The organism is Streptomyces sp. NPDC002888 (genome assembly GCF_042888465.1).
Lineage (GTDB): Bacteria > Actinomycetota > Actinomycetes > Streptomycetales > Streptomycetaceae > Streptomyces.
The window spans coordinates 1-18,225 of record NZ_JBIAPU010000057.1 but is presented as its reverse complement, the minus strand read 5'-3'; the positions used below and the strand labels follow the sequence as shown (position 1 = coordinate 18,225).

Annotated in this window: 15 protein-coding genes and 1 pseudogene; 13 read left to right on the top strand and 3 right to left on the bottom strand. The window is 69.1% G+C overall.

All coding sequences use genetic code 11. The annotated features are described in order from the left end of the window. Nucleotides 1-312, top strand: a 312-nt coding sequence (locus ACFYWX_RS47530) for an SRPBCC family protein (RefSeq protein ID WP_389431777.1), incomplete at its 5' end; no start/stop codon positions are given. Between the two features lie 49 nt (nt 313-361). Here the strand turns inward: ACFYWX_RS47530 and ACFYWX_RS47525 are convergent. Next, nucleotides 362-1,159, bottom strand: a complete 798-nt coding sequence (locus ACFYWX_RS47525) for an IclR family transcriptional regulator (protein ID WP_389431776.1) — start codon at nt 1,157-1,159, stop codon at nt 362-364. A gap of 153 nt (nt 1,160-1,312) precedes the next feature. Between ACFYWX_RS47525 and betA the strand changes: the two genes are divergently transcribed. The 11 genes and pseudogenes from betA to ACFYWX_RS47470 all read left to right on the top strand — a co-directional run bounded on the left by betA (nt 1,313) and on the right by ACFYWX_RS47470 (nt 15,830). Beyond that, a complete protein-coding gene (betA, locus tag ACFYWX_RS47520; RefSeq protein WP_389431775.1) occupies nt 1,313-2,983 on the top strand; it encodes a choline dehydrogenase in 1,671 nt (556 codons plus the stop codon). Nucleotides 2,984-2,986: 3 nt separating this feature from the next. Beyond that, complete coding sequence (locus ACFYWX_RS47515) at nt 2,987-3,820, top strand: 5,10-methylenetetrahydrofolate reductase (protein WP_389431774.1); 834 nt, start codon at nt 2,987-2,989, stop codon at nt 3,818-3,820. Between the two features lie 196 nt (nt 3,821-4,016). Next, nucleotides 4,017-5,486, top strand: a complete 1,470-nt coding sequence (locus ACFYWX_RS47510) for an aldehyde dehydrogenase family protein (protein ID WP_389431773.1) — start codon at nt 4,017-4,019, stop codon at nt 5,484-5,486. Nucleotides 5,487-5,505: 19 nt separating this feature from the next. Continuing rightward, nucleotides 5,506-6,594: a glycine betaine/L-proline ABC transporter ATP-binding protein gene (locus tag ACFYWX_RS47505; protein ID WP_389148808.1), complete on the top strand. Its 1,089-nt coding sequence runs from the start codon at nt 5,506-5,508 to the stop codon at nt 6,592-6,594. Next, nucleotides 6,594-8,594, top strand: coding sequence for an ABC transporter permease (locus ACFYWX_RS47500; protein WP_389431772.1), 2,001 nt, complete (start codon nt 6,594-6,596; stop codon nt 8,592-8,594). Before ACFYWX_RS47505 ends, ACFYWX_RS47500 begins: the two co-directional genes overlap by 1 nt. A 13-nt stretch (nt 8,595-8,607) precedes the next feature. Next, complete coding sequence (locus ACFYWX_RS47495) at nt 8,608-9,567, top strand: ABC transporter substrate-binding protein (protein WP_389431771.1); 960 nt, start codon at nt 8,608-8,610, stop codon at nt 9,565-9,567. A 226-nt stretch (nt 9,568-9,793) separates the two neighbouring features. After that, nucleotides 9,794-12,232, top strand: coding sequence for an FAD-dependent oxidoreductase (locus ACFYWX_RS47490; protein ID WP_389431770.1), 2,439 nt, complete (start codon nt 9,794-9,796; stop codon nt 12,230-12,232). A gap of 22 nt (nt 12,233-12,254) precedes the next feature. Further along, entirely contained in the window at nt 12,255-13,115 is an 861-nt protein-coding gene (locus tag ACFYWX_RS47485) for a bifunctional methylenetetrahydrofolate dehydrogenase/methenyltetrahydrofolate cyclohydrolase (RefSeq protein ID WP_389431769.1), read from the top strand. After that, nucleotides 13,112-14,053: pseudogene (locus ACFYWX_RS47480) on the top strand (aminotransferase class I/II-fold pyridoxal phosphate-dependent enzyme); the annotation flags it as partial. The gene ACFYWX_RS47485 and the pseudogene ACFYWX_RS47480, both read left to right, overlap by 4 nt. Nucleotides 14,054-14,080: 27 nt before the next feature. Then, a complete protein-coding gene (locus ACFYWX_RS47475) occupies nt 14,081-15,232 on the top strand; it encodes a glycine cleavage T C-terminal barrel domain-containing protein (RefSeq protein ID WP_389431778.1) in 1,152 nt (383 codons plus the stop codon). After that, a complete protein-coding gene (locus ACFYWX_RS47470; protein ID WP_389431768.1) occupies nt 15,225-15,830 on the top strand; it encodes a sarcosine oxidase subunit gamma in 606 nt (201 codons plus the stop codon). The genes ACFYWX_RS47475 and ACFYWX_RS47470 overlap by 8 nt, the downstream gene beginning before the upstream one ends. Before the next feature lie 109 nt (nt 15,831-15,939). Here ACFYWX_RS47470 and ACFYWX_RS47465 read toward each other — a convergent pair whose 3' ends face one another. Together ACFYWX_RS47465 and purU are read right to left on the bottom strand one after the other, a co-directional pair. Then, complete coding sequence (locus ACFYWX_RS47465) at nt 15,940-16,731, bottom strand: IclR family transcriptional regulator (RefSeq protein WP_389431767.1); 792 nt, start codon at nt 16,729-16,731, stop codon at nt 15,940-15,942. Between the two features lie 32 nt (nt 16,732-16,763). Beyond that, on the bottom strand, nt 16,764-17,636 hold the full coding sequence (gene purU, locus ACFYWX_RS47460) for a formyltetrahydrofolate deformylase (RefSeq protein ID WP_389431766.1): 873 nt from the start codon (nt 17,634-17,636) through the stop codon (nt 16,764-16,766). 188 nt (nt 17,637-17,824) lie between these two features. On the opposite strand from purU, the gene ACFYWX_RS47455 reads away from it, so the two are divergent. Beyond that, nucleotides 17,825-18,225: aromatic ring-hydroxylating dioxygenase subunit alpha (locus tag ACFYWX_RS47455; RefSeq protein ID WP_389431765.1), on the top strand; the 401-nt coding region annotated here is incomplete at its 3' end.

Below are 18,225 nucleotides of genomic sequence, written 5' to 3'. Positions count from 1 at the left end.
CAGGTGTTCATCAACCTCGTGCCCGACCATGTGATCTTCCACCGGATGTTCCCGGTGGCGGCCGACCGGACGATCGTGGAGTGCGACTGGCTCTATCTCAAGCATGTCGTCGAGAGCGGCGAGGACGTCAGCCGCTCGGTGGAACTGTTCGACCGGGTCAACCGGCAGGACTTTGACGCCTGTGAGCGCTGCCAGCCGGCGATGAGCTCCCGGCTGTACGCCAAGGGCGGTGTCCTGGTGCCCAGCGAGCACCACATCGGAGAGTTCCACGACTGGGTGCAGCGGCGTCTGGGGGCGGGGCAGTCGCAGTAGCGGCCTTTCCGGCGGGCCGGTGCCCGGCGGTCGGCGGTGGCGCACGGTCTCAGCCCAGGTAGCCCATCCGATGGCTGATCTCCTCGGCGCCCTGGATGAGCGTCGGGGCGAGCTCGTGCATGCGTTCCTCGGTGAGCCGGTACGCGGGCCCGGAGGCGCTGAGCGCGGCGATCACGTCTCCGTCACGGTTGCGGACCGGAGCCGCCATCGCGTGGAGGCCCTCTTCCAGCTCCTCCAAAGTCCAGGAGTAGCCGCGCTCCCGGACCTCGGCGAGATTCCGCTCCAGCTTCGTCTTCGCGGTCAGAGTGCCCGGTGCCATCTTCTTCAGGCCGGCCTCGGACAGGAGCGACGCGCGTTCCTTGGCGGGCATGTGGGCCAGCAGGATCTTGCCGCTGGAGGTGGCGTGCAGCGGGGTCAGCTGGCCGACCCAGTTGTATGCGGTGATGGCACCGCGTCCACGCACCTGGTAGAGGTTGATCGCGTACTGCTCCTGCATCACGGCGATGTTGACGGTCTCGCCGAGTTCCTCGGCCAGACGCTCGCAGACCGGACGGCTCTGCTGGGTGATGTCGATGCGTCCGGTGACTGCGCCGGCGAGCCGTACGATGCCGAAGCCCAGGCGGTATTTGCCGCGCTCGCCCGCCTGTTCCACCAGACCCCGCACCTCCAGAGCGCCGAGCAGCCGGAACGCGGTGGACTTGTGCACGTCGATCTCGGCGGCTACCTCACTCACGCCGGCCTCGCCGCGCTGGGCCAGGATTTCCAGCACGCTGATGGCGCGGTCGACGGACTGGACCCCACCGGCCTGTGAACCTGTCGTTTCGTTATCTGGACTGTAGTTGCTCACAGCGAAACTATACGCGCAGTAAATCAGCCACGGCGTCGCCCGTCACAGGAGCGACGCACAGACTTCAAGTTGCGTTGTTCGCAACCTGGTGCATATGACGCTACACGTATTAGCATGCCGCGCGTATCTACGGCACGAGCGAGACGAGGCACCATGGCTCCTGTGCAGTACGACTTCGTCATCGTCGGCGGCGGATCGGCCGGCAGCGCACTGGCCAACCGGCTCTCCGCAGACCCGGGCAACCGGGTGCTGGTTCTGGAGGCCGGTAGACCCGACTACCCGTGGGATGTCTTCATTCACATGCCCGCGGCGCTGACCTACCCGATCGGCAGCCGGTTCTACGACTGGAAGTACGAATCCGAACCCGAACCCCACATGGGCGGCCGGCGTGTCTACCATGCACGCGGCAAGGTGCTGGGCGGTTCCAGCAGCATCAACGGCATGATCTTCCAGCGCGGCAACCCCATGGACTACGAGCGCTGGGCCGCCGATCCCGGCATGGAGACCTGGGACTACGCGCACTGTCTTCCGTACTTCAAGCGCATGGAGAACTGTCTCGCGGCCGACCCGGACGACGAGTTCCGCGGTCACGACGGCCCTCTCGTCCTGGAGCGCGGCCCCGCCTCCAATCCGCTGTTCACCGCCTTCCTCGGGGCCGTGCAGGAGGCGGGTCAGCCCCGCACCGACGACGTCAACGGATACCGGCAGGAGGGCTTCGCCCCCTTCGACCGCAACGTTCACCGAGGACGTCGGCTGTCGGCCTCGAAGGCCTACCTCAAGCCCGCGAGAAAGCGGCCCAACCTCACCGTCACGACCCGCGCCCTGGTCACCCGGGTCCTCTTCGAGGGCAAGCGGGCCGTGGGCGTCGAATACCGGCGAGGCCGCGGCAAGCTGCAGCAGGTCCGCGCCCGCGAGGTCATCCTCTGCGGCGGCGCGATCAACTCCCCCCAGCTCCTGCAGCTCTCCGGCGTCGGCAACGCGGAGGAACTGGACGCGCTCGGCATCGACGTCGTCCACGACCTCCCGGGTGTCGGCGAGAACTTGCAGGACCACCTGGAGGTGTACATCCAGTACGCCTGCAAGCAGCCCGTTTCCATGCAGCCGTACCTGGCGAAGTGGCGGGCCCCCTTCATCGGCCTGCAGTGGCTCTTCCGCAAGGGCCCCGCCTCGACCAACCACTTCGAGGCGGGCGGCTTCGCCCGCAGCAACGAGGACGTGGACTACCCCAACCTGATGTTCCACTTCCTGCCCATCGCGGTCCGCTACGACGGTTCCGTGCCCGCGGGCGGACACGGCTACCAGGTGCACGTCGGGCCCATGTACTCCGACGCGATCGGCTCGGTGAAGATCAGGAGCAGGGACCCGCTGGAGCACCCGGCGCTGCGCTTCAACTACCTGTCCACCGAACAGGACCGCCGCGAGTGGGTCGAGGCGATCCGGGTCGCCCGCAAGCTGCTCAGCCAGCCCGCCCTCGCCCCGTACAACGACGGGGAGATCTCGCCCGGGCCCTCCGTCGAGACCGACGAGGAGATCCTCGCCTGGGTCGCCAAGGACGGCGAGACCGCCCTGCATCCCTCCTGTACCTGCAAGATGGGCACCGACGAGATGTCCGTCGTCGACCCCACCACCATGCGCGTGCACGGCGTGGAGGGGCTGCGTGTCGTCGACGCGTCCGTGATGCCCTACGTCACCAACGGCAACATCTACGCGCCGGTGATGATGATCGCGGAGAAGGCGGCGGACCTCATCCTCGGCGAGGAGCCGCTGCCGCCCTCCAAGGCCGTGTACTACCGGCACCGCGACGCCCGGACGCAGGCGGGGTAGGCGTTGGGCGCCGAAGGCTTCCGCGCACTGCTGGACAGCGTCCGCTACGAGGTGCTGCCCGCGAGGACGACCGAGGAAAAGGTCCTCGCCCATGTCCCGCGCGACGTCGTCGTCACCGTGACGGCGTCGCCGGTCAAGGGCCTGGAGCCGACGCTCGACCTCGCCGGCCGGCTCGCGGCGCACGGCTACCGCGTCGTCCCGCACGTGCCCGCGCGGCTGCTGCGGGACGACGCGCACCTCAAGGACGTCGTCGACCGGCTCCGCGGGGCGGGTGTCGACGACGTCTTCGTCCCGGCGGGGGACGCCGATCCGCCGGCCGGGGCCTACGACGGGGCCCTGCCGGTGCTGCGCAGACTGGGCGAGCTGGGCAGCCCGTTCGCCCGGGTAGGCATCACCGGCTACCCCGAGAGCCATCCGCTCGTCCACGACGACCTCATCATCCAGGCGATGTGGGACAAGCGGGCGCACGCCACGTACATCGTCAGCAACCTCTGCTTCGACCCGCGGCTGCTGGGCGACTGGGTCACCCGGATACGCCGCCGCGACGTGGTCCTGCCCGTCCACGTGGGCGTCGCGGGGCCGGTGCAGCGGGCGAAGCTGCTGTCCATGGCGACGAAGATCGGCGTGGGGGAGTCGACGCGGTTTCTGACCAGGCACCCCTCCTGGTTCCTGCGCTTCGCGGCCCCCGGCGGCTACGCGCCCGAGCGGCTGCTCGCACGCGGCGCCGAGGTCCTCACCGCGCCCTCGGCCCACGTGGCCGGCCTGCACCTGTTCACCTTCAACCAGATCGCCGAGACCGAACGCTGGCGCCGAGCCCTGCTCGACCGGCTGCCGTAACGCAGACTTTTCAGTTCGCACCTGCATCGGAAACCAGCTGTATCCGGCCTGTGCATGGGGTGTCCTCGCGGCCGCTCTGCTTGATGAAACCGTCACCCGACAACCCCTTGACGTGGGTTCCCGCATTACCCAGAGTGTTCCACCACAAGCAATGCGATGCGTAATGCGCAACGACGAAGCTCGAAGGGCTCCCGACGTGGCAGACCTGTATGTGGCTGGGGAATGGCGGGATCCGGTGGCCGGAGGGCACCGGGACATCCGCTGCCCCGCTGACGGAACCCTCTCCGCGACCGTGTCCGAAGGGACGCGTCCCGACACCGAGGCCGCCGTCGCCGCGGCCCGCCGGGCCTTCGACGAAGGCTCCTGGCCGCACACCCCCGAACGCGAGCGCGGCGCGCTGCTGCTGCGCACCGCCGACCTCATCGAGCGCGACGCCAAGGAGTTCGCCCGCGCCGAATCGCTGGACACCGGCAAACGGCTGGTGGAGAGCGAGTACGACATCGCCGATGTCGTCTCCTGTTTCCGCTACTACGGCGGCCTCGGCGGCACCGACGCCGGCCGCGTGATCGACACCGGCCGCGACGACGCCGTCAGCCGCGTCGTATACGAGCCGATCGGCGTGTGCGGACTGATCACCCCCTGGAACTACCCGCTGCTCCAGGCGAGTTGGAAGGTGGCACCCGCTCTCCTCGCCGGCAACACGATCGTCCTCAAGCCCAGCGAGCTCACCCCCTCCACCTCGATCCTGCTGATGAAGGCACTTCAGGAGGCGGGACTGCCGGCCGGCGCCGCCAACCTCGTCCTGGGCACCGGACCCGAGGTGGGCGCACCGCTGTCCGAGGACCCGGCCGTCGACATGATCTCCTTCACCGGCGGCCTCGACACCGGCAAACGGATCATGGCGACCGCCGCCGCGACCGTGAAGAAGGTCGCGCTGGAACTCGGGGGCAAGAACCCCAACGTCGTCTTCGCCGACGCCGACTTCGAGACGGCCGTGGACTTCGCGCTCACGGCCGTCTTCCTGCACTCCGGGCAGGTCTGCTCGGCCGGCGCCCGGCTGATCGTCGAGGACTCGCTGCACGACCGCTTCGTCGACGAGGTCGTCCGCCGCGCCCGGCGCATCCGTCTGGGCGGCCCCTTCGACCCCGAGGCCGAGACCGGAGCGCTGATCTCCGCGCAGCACCTGGAGAAGGTCGAGGCGTACGTCGCCGCGGGCCTGGCCGAAGGCGCCGTACTGCGCTGCGGCGGCGAACGGCCCGGTGACCCGGCACTGGCGAACGGCCACTACTACCCACCCACCGTGCTCGACGAGTGCCGACAGGACATGCGGGTGGTGCACGAGGAGTCCTTCGGACCCGTCCTCACCGTGGAGCGCTTCACCGATGAGGACGACGCCGTTCGTATCGCCAACGACACCACGTACGGACTCGCGGGGGCCGTATGGACGCAGGACGCCGGGAAGGCCCAGCGGGTCGCCCGGCGGCTGCGCCACGGCACGGTGTGGATCAACGACTACCACCCCTATGTGCCGCAGGCGGAGTGGGGTGGCTTCGGTCATTCCGGCGTGGGCCGAGAACTGGGTCCGACCGGCCTGGACGAGTACCGCGAGTCCAAGCACATCTGGCAGAACATCCAACCCCGGCCGCAACGCTGGTTCAGCGGCTGAACGCCGAAAGAGGTCGACCATGACCCCAACGCAGACCGAGGCACCGAGGCGGCGCGGCACCCCAGAGGATGCGGTCCCCACACCGGTCATATCCGTACGCAACCTGTGGAAGGTGTTCGGGCCGAAGGCGGACCAGGTACCGGAGTCCGAGGAACTGTGCGGGCTCTCCCGCCGAGAACTGATGGACCGCACGGGCTGTACCGCCGCCGTGCGCGACGTGGACTTCGAGGTCGCGCCCGGCGAGGTCTTCGTCGTCATGGGCCTGTCCGGCTCCGGCAAGTCCACCCTGGTCCGTTGTCTCACCCGGCTCATCGAGCCCACCGCCGGCGAGATCGTCTTCGAGGGCGAGAACATCCGGGACGCGGACGTGGGGCGCCTGCGCGAACTGCGGCGCAGCAAGTTCTCCATGGTCTTCCAGCACTTCGGTCTGCTGCCCCACCGCCGCGTCGTCGACAACGTGGCGTTCGGACTGGAGATCCGCGGCATGGGCAGGGCCGAGCGCGTCAAGCGGGCGCTGGAGGTCGTCGAGCTCGTGGGACTGTCCGGGTACGAGAACTCCTACCCCGACCAGCTCTCCGGCGGTATGCAGCAGCGCGTCGGTCTTGCCCGGGCGCTGGCCGGCGACCCGGACGTACTCCTCTTCGACGAGCCGTTCTCCGCGCTCGACCCGCTGATCCGCCGTGACATGCAGAGCGAGGTCGTCCGCCTGCACCACGAGATGGGCAAGACGATGGTGTTCATCACCCACGACCTCTCCGAGGCACTGAAGCTGGGTGACCGGATCCTCATCATGCGCGACGGCAAGACGGTCCAGTGCGGCACCGGCGACGAACTGGTCGGTGCCCCCGCCGACGAATACGTACGCGACTTCGTCAAGGACGTGCCGCGCGGCGATGTCCTCACTCTGCGCTGGATCATGCGCCCGGTGGAGGCCGACGACCCCCTGGACGGTCCCGAGCTGGGACCGGGCGTCGTGGTGAAGGAGGCCACCCGGGCGGTGCTCGCCGCCGACAAGCCGGTCAAGGTCGTCGAGGACGGCAAACTGCTCGGCATCGTCGGCGACGAGGAGATCCTCGCGGTGGTCGCCGGACAGGAAGGCGACATGTGATGACTGTCGCCATGGAGAAACCGGAACAGACCCGGACCGCGGAACCGGCCCCTCCTGTCAAGCGGGTGCGCACGGTCAGCCGCTCCATGATGCTCGGCGCGATCCTGGTCGTGTGGCTGGTGCTGTTCGCCGTCCTGCGGGGAAGACAGACCCTGTCGCTCGCCGCCGCCGACCTCACCGACCTGCACCGGTGGATCAACGACCTCAACGACTCCATCGGGGCCGATCGCAACTCCAACCCGCTCTTCCTGTACTTCTTCAACGAGATCCGGCTGGTCATCGACAATCTGGTGACCTTCGTCCAGGGCCTGATCTCCCAGCCCACCGGCAGCCGGCCGGTCCCGCAGATCGGCTGGCTCGGGGTCGTCGGCATCGCCGGCTACGTCTCCTGGGCGGTGGGCAACTGGAAGGTCGCGTTGCTGGCCGTGGCCGGCTTCACCTTCTTCGGGTTGCAGGGCCTGTGGCAGGAGAGCATGGACACCCTGGCGCTCATCCTGTGCGCGGTGTTCGTGGCGCTGCTGTTCGCGATCCCGCTGGGCGTGTGGGCGGGGCTCTCCGACCGGTTCAACCGGATCATGACGCCCTTCCTGGACTTCATGCAGACGATGCCGACCTTCGTCTACCTCGCGCCGCTGACCCTGTTCTTCCTCATCGGCGGGGCCTCCGCCACCATCGCCACCGTGATCTACGCGGCTCCGCCGACGATCCGCATCACCGCGCACGCCATCCGCTCCGTCCCCGAGACCACCGTGGAGGCTGCCGACTCGATGGGCGCGACACGGCGGCAGGCGCTGCTGAAGGTCCTGTTGCCGATGTCCAAGCGGACCGTGGTGATGGGCGTCAACCAGACCATCATGGCCGCCCTGGCCATGGTGACCATCGCGGCCCTGATCAACGCTCCCGGCCTCGGCGCGAACGTCGTCCAGGCGCTCCAGTCGCTCGACGTCGGCACGGCCTTCAACGCGGGCCTCGCCATCGTGGTCATGGCGATCGTGCTGGACCGGGTCACGACCGCGGCCAGCGCACGTGAGGAGGCGGCCCGCAACTCCAAGGACCGCTTCCTCAAGTGGCGGCGCCCGCTGCTCGGCGCCGGCGCGGCGGTCACGGCGGTCCTCATCTACCTGTCGCACACCTATGTGTGGGCGGCGGACTTCCCCGGCGACGGCACCGTCGGCAGCCGGATCGCGAGCGCGGCCGACACCGCGACCACCTGGGCGCAGGACAACCTGTCGGGCCTGACGAACGGCTTCCGCGACGTCATCACCAACGGCCTGCTCAACCCGTTCCAGTCGCTGCTCACCGACTCCCCGTGGTGGCTCGTCGCAGCGGTGCTGATCGCGCTGGGCGTGGTGCTCGGCGGCTGGAAGGCCGGGGTCACCACGGCCGTGTGCGTGGGCCTGCTGGTCGGCACGGGTGTCTGGTCCGACGGCATGACGACGCTGGCCTCGACCCTCGTGGCGACGGTGCTGGTGATGCTGCTCGGTGTCGTCTTCGGGGTGTGGATGGGCCGCAGCGTGCTCGTGGACCGGCTGCTCAGGCCCACCCTGGACGCGGCCCAGGTCATGCCGCCGTTCGTCTATCTCGTGCCGTTCCTCGCGCTGTTCGGCGCGACCCGCTTCACGGCCATCGTCGCGGCGATCGTCTATGCGGCACCGGTCGCCATGAAGATCATCGCGGACGGGGTGCGGGCCGTGCCCGAGACCACCGTCGAAGCGGCGACGTCCACCGGGTGCAACACCTGGCAGATCATCACCAAGGTGCAACTGCCGATGTCCCGCAGTGCCCTGACGCTCGCGACCAACCAGGGGCTGATCTACGTGCTGTCGATGGTCGTCGTGGGCGGCCTGGTGGGCGCGGGCGCCCTCGGCTACGACGTCGTGGCCGGCTTCTCACAGGGCCAGTTGTACGGCAAGGGACTGGCGGCCGGTCTCGCCATCGTCCTGCTCGGCGTCATGTTCGACCGGATCACTCAGGCAGCGGCTCGCCGCACCAGCGCATAAGGAGCACCACACCATGGCAGGACACTGGCGAGTCGGCGCGGTCGGCATGGCGGTCCTCGGTCTCACCCTCACCGCCTGCGGCGGCGCGAAGGTCGGTGAGGACAGCGCCGGCTCGGGCAGCTCGGGCAAGTGCGGCACCTTCAACCTCGCGGTCAACCCGTGGGTGGGCTACGAGGCGGACGCGGCGGTCGTCGCGTACGTCGCGGAGAACGACCTCCACTGCAAGGTCAACAAGAAGGATCTGAAGGAGGAGATCGCCTGGCAGGGCTTCGGGACGGGTGAGGTCGACGCCGTCCTGGAGAACTGGGGCCACGACGACCTGAAGAAGAAGTACATCACCCAGCAGAAGACCGCCGTGGACGCCGGCTCCACCGGCAACAAGGGCGTCATTGGCTGGTACGTGCCGCCGTGGCTGGCCAAGGCGCACCCGGACATCACGGACTGGAAGAACCTCGACAAGTACGCGGCCAAGTTCAAGACGTCCGAGTCCGGCGGCAAGGGCCAGCTCCTGGACGGCGACCCGTCCTACGTCACCAACGACGAGGCGTTGGTGAAGAACCTGAAACTGGACTTCAAGGTGGTGTACGCGGGCAGCGAGACCGCGCTCATCCAGGCGTACCGGAACGCCGAGAAGAACAAGCAGTGGGTGATCGGCTACTTCTACGAGCCGCAGTGGTTCCTGTCCGAGGTGCCGCTGGTCAAGGTCGACCTGCCCGCGTACAAGACGGGCTGTGACGCCGATGCGGCGAAGGTCGCCTGCGACTATCCCGTCTACGACCTCGACAAGATCGTCAGCGCGAAGTTCGTCAAGTCGGGCAGCCCGGCCTACGACCTGGTGAAGAAGTTCAACTGGACGAACGACGACCAGAACACCGTGGCCAAGTACATCGCGGTGGACAAGATGTCGCCCGACGCCGCGGCGAAGAAGTGGGTCGAGGCCAACCGCGACAAGGTCGACGCCTGGATCAAGTAGGGCGCTCGATCGCCTGGGGAACCGCCGGAAAAGGCCCGGCAGGCTGCGTTGTCAGCCTGCCGGGCCGCGTCGTGTCCGCTGTGGTTTTCCGAGCCGCGTCCGCAGTGGTTTTCAGGCCTCGCGGACCCCTTGACACCCATCCCCACGCCGGGCACATTGAGTTGCGCAACCTGAACCATGTTGCGTAGACAGCAACTGGATCGCTCTCAATGTCGGAGGTGCGGCGATGGCGGGACCCCGGGTGGTCATCATCGGAGCGGGCGTCGTGGGGGCGGCGCTCGCTGACGAGATCTCCGCGCGCGGCTGGACCGAGGTGACCGTGGTCGACCAGGGCCCGCTGCCCGCCACCGGAGGATCGTCGTCGCACGCTCCGGGCCTGGTCTTCCAGACGAACTCCTCCAAGACCATGACCGAGCTGGCCCGCTACACGGTTGAGAAGTTCTGCTCCCTCGACGTCGACGGCCGGCCCTGCTTCCTCCAGGTCGGCGGCCTCGAAGTGGCGACCACCCCGGAGCGCGTGGCGGAACTCCACCGCCGCCACGGCTGGCTCACCTCCTGGGGCATCGAGAGCCGGCTGCTGAGCACCGAGGAGTGCGTCGAACAGCACCCGCTCGTCAACCCGGACAAGGTCCTCGCGGGCCTCCTGGTCCCGACGGACGGTATCGCCAAGGCCGTCCTCGCCGTCGAGGCGCAGATCCGCCGGGCCACCGAGCGCGGCGTGCGCTTCCTCGCCCGCCACGAAGTACTGGACGTGAAGCAGGCCGACGGCGAGGTCACCGGCGTCCTCACCGACCAGGGCGAGATCCCCGCCGACATCGTCGTGTGCTGCGCCGGCATCTGGGGCCCGAAGATCGCCCGCATGGTCGGCATGAACCTCCCGCTCACCCCGCTGGCCCACCAGCTCGCCTGGACCGGACCGGTCCCGGCGCTGGCCGGCCAGACCGAGGAGGCGGTCCGCCCGATCCTGCGCCACCAGGACGCCGACCTGTACTACCGCGAGCGCTTCGACGGCCTGGGCATCGGGTACTACGGCCACCGCCCCATGCCCATCACCGCCGACGAGATCCTCTCCGTGGATGAGGCCGACGGCATGCCGTCCGTCCTGAAGTTCACCGAGGACGACTTCGCGGACGCCTGGACCGAGACTCAGTCCCTGCTCCCCTCGACGAAGGACGCCAAGATCGAGGAGGGCATCAACGGCCTGTTCTCCTTCACCACCGACGGCCTGCCCCTCCTCGGCGAGTCCCCGGACGTCAAGGGCTTCTGGGTCGCCGAGGCCGTCTGGGTCACCCACTCCGCGGGCGTGGCGCGGGCCGTGGCCGAATGGCTGGTCGACGGGCACTGCTCGTCCTTCGACCTGCACGAGTGCGATGTCAACCGCTTCGAGCCGCACCAGCTCTCCCCGGAGTACGTGCTGGCCCGCGACTGCCAGAACTTCGTCGAGGTCTACGACATCCTGCACCCCCTCCAGCCGTCGGGGGACCCGCGCCCGATCCGCATGAGCCCGTTCCACGCCCGCCAACAGGAGCTGGGCGCCTTCTTCCTGGAGGCGAACGGCTGGGAGCGCCCCCAGTGGTACGAGGCCAACGCGGGCCTGGTCGAAGGCCGTTCCCTCGTCACTCCCAACGACTGGGCCGCGCGGTACTGGTCGCCCATCGTCGGCGCCGAGGCCCAGACCACCCGCGAGACCGTCGCCATGTACGACATGACGGCTCTCAAACGCCTCGAGGTCAGCGGCCAAGGCTCCGCAGACTTCCTGGAGCGGCTGTGCACCGGCAAGGTCGCCAAGTCCGTCGGCTCGGTGACGTACACCCTGCTGCTCGACCACGACGGCGGCATCCGCAGCGACATCACCGTCGCCCGGCTGGCCCCCGACCTCTTCCAGGTCGGCGCCAACGGCAACCTCGACCTCGACTGGTTCACCCGCCACCTCCCCGCCGACGGCACGGTCCAGGTCCGCGACATCACCCCCGGCACCTGCTGCATCGGCCTGTGGGGGCCGCTCGCCCGCGACGTCCTCCAGCCGCTCACCGACGCGGACTTCTCGGCGACCGGCCTGAAGTACTTCCGCGCCAAGCGCGCCCACATCGGCTCCGTCCCCGTCACCGCGATGCGCCTGTCGTACGTCGGTGAACTCGGCTGGGAGCTGTACACCACCGCCGACCTCGGCCAGAAACTGTGGGACACCCTGTGGCGGGCGGCCGAGCCGCTCGGCGGCATCGCGGCCGGCCGCGGCGCCTTCAACAGCCTCCGCCTGGAGAAGGGCTACCGCTCCTTCGGCACCGACATGACTTACGAGCACGACCCCTACGAGGCCGGCGTCGGCTTCGCCGTCAAGGCCGACAAGGAAGACTTCATCGGCAAGGCCGCGCTGGAGCGCCGCAAGGCCGACGTACGGCGGAAACTGACCTGCCTGACGATCGACGACCCGCGGGCCGTCGTCATGGGCAAGGAGCCGGTGTACGACGGCGACCGTTCTGTCGGCTACGTCACCAGCGCCGCCTACGGCTACACGATCGGCAAGGGCATCGCCTACGCGTGGCTGCCCTCGGAACTCACCACCCCCGGCACCCGCGTGCACATCGGCTACTTCGACCAGCGCGTCGAGGCAGTGGTCGCCGAGGAACCCCTGTTCGACCCGACCATGTCCCGCCTCCGTGGCTGACCGCAGGGAAGGAACACCGCCGGTGACCGCACAACTGCTGGACGGCAAGGCGACCGCCGCCGAAATCCGCTACGAACTCGCCGAGCGCGTAGCCAAGTTGACGGCCACCGGCGGCCGCCCGCCCGGGCTCGGCACGGTCCTGGTCGGCGACGACCCGGGCAGCCGTGCCTACGTCGCCGGCAAGCACCGCGACTGCGCGCAGGTCGGCATCGCCTCGCTGCGCCGGGACCTGCCGGCCGACGCCTCGCAGAAACAGGTCGAGGACGTCATCGACGAACTCAACGCCGACCCGGCCTGCACCGGCTACATCGTCCAACTCCCGCTCCCGCGCCACCTGGACGCGGGTGCCGTACTGGAACGCATGGACCCGGCCAAGGACGCCGACGGCCTGCACCCCGTCAACCTCGGCCGGCTCGTCCTCGGCGTCGAGGCCCCGCTGCCCTGCACCCCGCGCGGCATCCTCGAACTCCTGCGTCGCTACGACGTCCCGCTCGCGGGAGCCCGCGTGTGCGTGATCGGACGCGGCATCACCGTGGGACGCCCCATCGGGCTGCTCCTCACCCGCAGGTCCGAGAACGCCACCGTCACCCTTTGCCACACCGGAACCAAGGGCATGGCCTGGCACATACGCGAGGCGGACATCGTCATCGCGGCCGCCGGCTCGCCCGGACTGATCACCAAGGACATGCTGCGCCCCGGCGCGGCCGTTCTTGACGTCGGCATCACCCGCACCGACCAGGGACTGGTCGGGGATGTGCACCCGGAGGCCGCCACGGTCGCCGGATGGCTCGCGCCGATGCCCGGGGGCGTGGGCCCCATGACCCGAGCCATGCTGCTCTCCAATGTCGTCGAGGCCGCCGAAAGGAACGCGAACGCCGTATGAACGCGCTGAACACCCCTTTGGCGCAGCTGGACCCCGAGGTCCACGAAGCCCTCCGCGCCGAGCTGCACCGCCAGCAGTCCACCCTGGAGATGATCGCCTCCGAGAACTTCGCGCCCACCGCGGTGATGGAGGCCCAGGGCTCGGTCGCGACCAACAAGTACGCCGGGGGCTATCCCGGCCGCCGCTACTACGGCGGCTGCGAACACGTCGACGTCACCGAGCGGCTCGCCATCGAGCGGATCAAGTCCCTCTTCGGCGCCGGGTTCGCCAACGTCCAGCCGCACTCGGGCGCGCAGGCGTAACACCGCCGTCTTCTTCGCGCTGCTCCAGCCCGGCGACACCATCCTCGGCCTCGACCTCGCGCACGGCGGGCACCTCACCCACGGCATGCGCATCAACTACAGCGGCAAGATGCTCAATGTCGTGCCGTACCACGTGGCCGAGGCGGACAACCTCGTCGACATGGACGACGTCGAGCGGCTAGCCAAGGAACACCGCCCCAAGATGATCATCGCGGGCGCCGCCTCGCCACCGACCCGGACCCGGCCCGCTACGACGCCGTGCACGCCCACTGCGACCTGCTGGTCGTCGGCGCCGGCCCCGCCGGCCTCGCCGCCGCGTCGGCAGCCGCCCGCACCGGCGCCCGCGTCATCCTCGCCGACGACCACCCGGAACTCGGCGGCAGCCTCCTCGGCACCGGCGAACTCCTGGACTGGGCCGACGAAACCGGCACCCGACTCGACGCGGCCCCCGACGTCCGCGTCCTGCGCCGCACCACCGTCTTCGGCTACTACGACGACAACCACCTGCTGGCCGTGGAACGCCGCACCAACCACCTCGGCGCCCAGGCCCCGGAGAACGTCTCCCGCGAACGCGTCTGGCGTATCCGCGCCCGCCGCGTCGTCCTCGCCACCGGCGCCCACGAGCGCTCGCTCGCCTTCGCGGACAACGACCGCCCCGGCGTGATGCTGGCCGCCTCGGCCCGCGCCTACGTCAACAAGTACGGTGCCCTGCCCGGCCGCCACGCGGTCGTCCTCACCACCAACATGGAGGCGGCCGTGCTGCGCGAGTGCGCCGCCGCCCGTGAGGGCGTCGCCTTCATGGACGCCTCCACCCTCGGCAAGATCGACGTGCAGGGCCCGGACGCCGGCGCCTTCCTCGACCTGCTCTACACCAACATGATGAGCACCCTGAAGGTCGGCATGATCCGCTACGGCGTGATGTGCCGCCCGGACGGCATGGTCTTCGACGACGGCACCGTCGTCCGCCTCGCCCAGGACCGCTTCCTGGTCACCACCACGACCGGCAACGCGGCCGCCGTACTGGACTGGATGGAGGAGTGGCTCCAGACGGAGTGGCCCGAACTGCGCGTCCACTGCACGTCCGTGACCGAGCAGTGGGCCACCGTAACCCTGGTCGGCCCACGCTCACGCGAGGTCCTCGGCTCGCTCGCACCCCGACTGGCCGTGGCCGACGAGGACTTCCCGTTCATGGCGTGGCGCGATGCGTCCGTCGCCGGCATCCACGCGCGGGTGTGCCGGATCAGCTTCTCCGGCGAACTGGCCTACGAGATCAACGTGTCGCCGTGGGAGGCCCTCGCCCTGTGGGAGGCGCTGTACGAGGCCGGCGCCCCGCACGGCATCACCCCGTACGGCACCGAGACGATGCACGTCCTGCGGGCCGAGAAGGGCTACCCGATCGTCGGCCAGGACACCGACGGCACGGTCACACCGCAGGACCTCGGCATGGGCTGGGCCGTGTCCAAGAAGAAGCCCGACTTCATCGGCAAGCGCTCCCACGCCCGCGCCGACACCGTCCGCCCCGACCGCAAGCACCTCGTCGGTCTGCTTCCCGACGACCCGGGCACGTTCCTCCCCGAGGGCACACACCTGGTCGCCGACAGCGTGTTGCCCGCGCCGCCCGTCCCGATGCTCGGCCATGTCACCTCCAGCTACCGCAGCGCGGCGCTCGGCCGGACCTTTGCGCTCGCCCTGGTCAAGGGCGGCCGGGAGCGCATCGGGGAGCGGCTGTACGCCCCTGTGGGCGACCGGCTGGTCCCGGTGACTGTCGCAAGCCCTGTCCTCTACGACCCCGAGGGAGCCCGCCGCGATGGCTGACACCGCCCTTACCACCCCGCCCCGCAGCCCTCTGTCGCATCTCGCCGACCGCCTGGCCACCGTGACCCGCACGTCCGAGGGCGCGATCCGGCTGGCCGAAGTCCCCTTCCTGACCCAGCTCAATGTGCGCCTCGACGCCAAGGGAGCGGCGGCGGACGCCGTCGGGGCGGCGCTTGGTGTCCAACTGCTCGTCGAACCCAACACCGCCGTACGCGCCGGGGAGTTGACTTTTCTGTGGCTCGGCCTCGACGAGTGGCTCGTGGTGGGCCCGCCGGGCGGTCAGCGGGACGTGGAGCGCCGGATCCGTGAGGCGGCCGGTGGCGAACACGTGTCCGTCATCGACGTCTCCGCCCAGCGCACCACCCTCCTGGTCGCGGGCCCTCGCGCGCGCGACCTGCTGGCCCACGGCTGCGCCCTGGACCTGCACCCGCGTTCCTTCGGGGCCGGACGCTGCGCCCAGACCACCCTGGGCCGTACCCACGTCATGCTGGTCGCCCGTGACGAGCCCCGGGCCGGATTCTGGGTGCTGGTCCGTTCGTCCTTCGCCGGCTACTTGACGGACTGGCTGCTGGACGCGGCCGTGGAGTGGAGGGCCTGAGACCCGGGGAATCGCGCAGACGGCGGTAGGTGATCCAGAGACTGGATCACCTACCGCCGTCTGTCGTGCGGGTCGTTTCGCTCAAGCGACCAGGACTCGTCGGTAGACGTCAGCCCAGGTGGCCGAGACGGTGGCTGAGTTCGTCCGCGCCCTCGATCAGCACCGGTGCGAGCTCGTGTATCCGCTTCTCGGTGAGGCGGAAGGCCGGCCCTGAGGCGGTGAGAGCGGCGATGGTCTCGCCGTCGCTCGAACGGATGGGTGCGGCCATGGCGTTGAGGCCCTCCTCGTACTCCTCCACCGTCATGGCGTAGCCCCGCTCGCGGGCCTCGGCCAGATCCGCCTCCAGCCTCTCCCTGGAGGTCAGCGTGCGCGCTGTCATGCGGTCGAGGCCGGCCGCGGCGATGAGTTCGTCGCGGTGCTCGGGTGCGAGGTGGGCCAGGAGGATCTTGCCGCTGGATGTGCAGTGCATCGGCGTCTGCCGTCCGACCCAGTTCTGCGCGGTGATGGCGGACTGGCCGCGCACCTGGTCGAGATTGATCACATGGTGGGACTCGAGCACCGCGATGTTCATCGTCTCGCCCAGTTCATCGGCGAGACGCTCGCAGATCCTCCGCCCGTGCTTGGTGACGTCAATGCGCCCCGTGACCGCACCCGCCAGGCGCACGATGCCGAAGCTCAGGCGGTACTTCCCGCGCTCGCCCTCCTGCTCGACCATCCCATGTGCCTCCAGCACGCCGAGCAGACGGAAAGCGGTGGACTTGTGGACGTCGAGCGCCTCGGCCACCTCACTGACGCCTGCTTCGCCGCGCTGGGCCAGGATCTCCAGCACGGTGACAGCCCGGTCGACGGACTGCACACCGCCACTCGAAGTGCCTGCGGACCCGGTGGCGTAGCTGCTCATGGCGAAACCATAGGCGAACAGGGCAATACCGGTCAGCGAAAGACGACCGTGCGATTGCCGTTGATCATGATCCGGCTCTGGCTGTGCCACTCCACGGCCCGGGCGAGGACCTGCGCCTCGACGTCGCGCCCCAGCGTGACCAGGCTGTCGGGGCTCTGGGCGTGGTTCACGCGGATGACGTCCTGCTCGATGATGGGCCCCTCGTCGAGGTCCGGGGTGACGTAGTGCGCCGTGGCCCCGACGAGCTTGACGCCGCGCTCGTGCGCCTGGACGTACGGCCGGGCGCCCTTGAAACCCGGCAGGAACGAGTGGTGGATGTTGATCGCCCGGCCTTCGAGCTGCTTGCACAGATCGTTCGACAGGATCTGCATGTAGCGGGCGAGGACCACCAGGTCGATGTCGAGCTCGTCGACGAGCTTCAGCAGCCTCGCCTCCGCGTCCGCCTTCGTCTCCGGGGTCACGGGAATGTGGTGGAACGGGATCCCGTAGCTCTCGGCGAGCGATTCGAAGTCCCGGTGGTTGGAGACGATCGCCGGCACCTCGATGTTCAGCGCGCCGGTGCGCCGCCGGAAGAGGAGGTCGTTCAGGCAGTGACCGAACTTCGACACCATGATCAGCGTGCGGGTCGGGGTCGACGCGTTGTGCAGCTGCCAGGAGATCCGATAGGCCTCCGCCACCGGGGCGAAGCCGGACCGCAGGGTGTCCAGCGAAGTGGCCGGATCCGAGACGTCGAAGTGCACGCGCATGAAGAAGAGGTCCTGCAGCCGGTCGTCGAACTGCTGGCTCTCCTGGATGTTCCCGGAGTGCCGGACGAGGAAGCCGGTGACGGCGTGGACGAGGCCGGAGCGGTCCGGGCACGAGAGGGTGAGGACGAACTCACGGTCAGGGTGGGGTCGAAGAGACACTGAGCCCTCCGGGAGGATGCGTATTACGCAACAGTGGGACTGATACGCAACATGGTCCTGGCTGTGGGGGCCTGCGGTCAAGGGTTCGGCCCGGCGTCACCGACCTCTTGACAGTGGTTCGGGCGAGCTGCACTGTGTGTTGCGTAGATAGACACATGTTGCGCATAAAGCAACCTCAGGAGTTCTCTATGACTGAGACCGCCCTGCCGGAGAGCCTCATCGCGACCCTCCCGGGCGACCACTACACGGATCCCGGGGTCTTCGCCCAGGAGCAGGAGCGCATCTTCGAGTCCATGTGGTTCTGTGCCGTCCACTCCTCGGATCTGGCGAAGCCGGGCGCGTTCAGGACCGTGGACGTCGGCCGGGAGAGCATCCTGGTGACCCGCTCACGGGACAACTCCGTCCGCGCGTTCTTCAACGTGTGCCGGCACCGGGGCGCGAAGCTGTGCACGGAGGAGTCCGGCGAGGTGAAACGTGCCTTCCAGTGCCCTTACCACGCCTGGACCTACGACCTGACGGGGAAGCTCGTCGCGGCGCCGAACCTGACGAAGATGCCCGACGTCGGCCGCACGGAGTTCGGTCTGGCGGG

What these genes read in the sequence shown, in the direction of transcription:
- betA (WP_389431775.1), top strand. Translation starts at nt 1,313, where the DNA reads ATGGCTCCTGTGCAGTACGACTTCGTCATCGTCGGCGGCGGATCGGCC.
- ACFYWX_RS47505 (WP_389148808.1), top strand. Translation starts at nt 5,506, where the DNA reads ATGACCCCAACGCAGACCGAGGCACCGAGGCGGCGCGGCACCCCAGAG.
- ACFYWX_RS47500 (WP_389431772.1), top strand. Translation starts at nt 6,594, where the DNA reads ATGACTGTCGCCATGGAGAAACCGGAACAGACCCGGACCGCGGAACCG.
- ACFYWX_RS47495 (WP_389431771.1), top strand. Translation starts at nt 8,608, where the DNA reads ATGGCAGGACACTGGCGAGTCGGCGCGGTCGGCATGGCGGTCCTCGGT.
- ACFYWX_RS47490 (WP_389431770.1), top strand. Translation starts at nt 9,794, where the DNA reads ATGGCGGGACCCCGGGTGGTCATCATCGGAGCGGGCGTCGTGGGGGCG.
- ACFYWX_RS47475 (WP_389431778.1), top strand. Translation starts at nt 14,081, where the DNA reads ATGCTGGCCGCCTCGGCCCGCGCCTACGTCAACAAGTACGGTGCCCTG.
- ACFYWX_RS47470 (WP_389431768.1), top strand. Translation starts at nt 15,225, where the DNA reads ATGGCTGACACCGCCCTTACCACCCCGCCCCGCAGCCCTCTGTCGCAT.
- ACFYWX_RS47465 (WP_389431767.1), bottom strand. Translation starts at nt 16,731, where the DNA reads ATGAGCAGCTACGCCACCGGGTCCGCAGGCACTTCGAGTGGCGGTGTG.